The 669-nt window shown below is 58.7% G+C and carries 1 protein-coding gene; it reads left to right on the forward strand.

What is annotated here, in order from left to right; all coding sequences use genetic code 11:
* Positions 1-20: 20 nt before the first annotated feature.
* Positions 21-669 (forward strand): SDR family NAD(P)-dependent oxidoreductase (locus tag ACYJRZ_RS31930; protein WP_459465541.1); only part of this gene is annotated, 649 nt, incomplete at its 3' end.

The raw sequence follows: 669 nt of genomic DNA on the forward strand, positions 1-669 counted from the left end.
CCTTTTGTTTGGAGAAGCTCATGTCCACGATATTGATTACCGGTTGCTCGTCTGGCTTCGGCCTGGAGACTGCGAAACTGTTTTTTGAACGAGGGTGGGATGTCATCGCGACGATGCGCACGCCCAAACCCGAGCTGCTACCGGTTTCCGAACGCCTGTGTATTCTCGCGCTCGACGTCACCAATCCGGCAAGCATCGCGGCCGCCGTGAAGGCTGCCGGTCCGATAGACGCGTTGGTCAACAATGCCGGTTTCGGAGCGCCCTCACCAATCGAGCTGACTGCGCCGGAGACGGTGCAGTCGCTGTTCCAGACAAATACGATCGGCACATTGGCGATGGTTCAGGCCGTATTGCCCCAGATGCGTCAACGTCGGGCCGGAGTCATCGTCAACGTCACCTCCACGGTGACGGTCAAGACTCTGCCGGTAATTGGGATCTATCGGGCGAGCAAGGCAGCGGTGAACGCCTTCAGCGAGTCCTTATCGGTAGAGATGGAGCCATTTGGCGTGCGGGTGCATATTGTCCTGCCAGGCCGTTCGCCGGAAACCCGCTTTGGGGAGAATGCGCGTCCGCATTTGCGTGGTCTGGACGATCCGGATTATGCGCCCTTGATCCAGCAATTCATAAAGAATGTGCAGGACGACACCGGCCCCGTGACCTATGCTCCCG

The sequence above is a fragment of the Rhizobium sp. No.120 genome, from assembly GCF_054558365.1.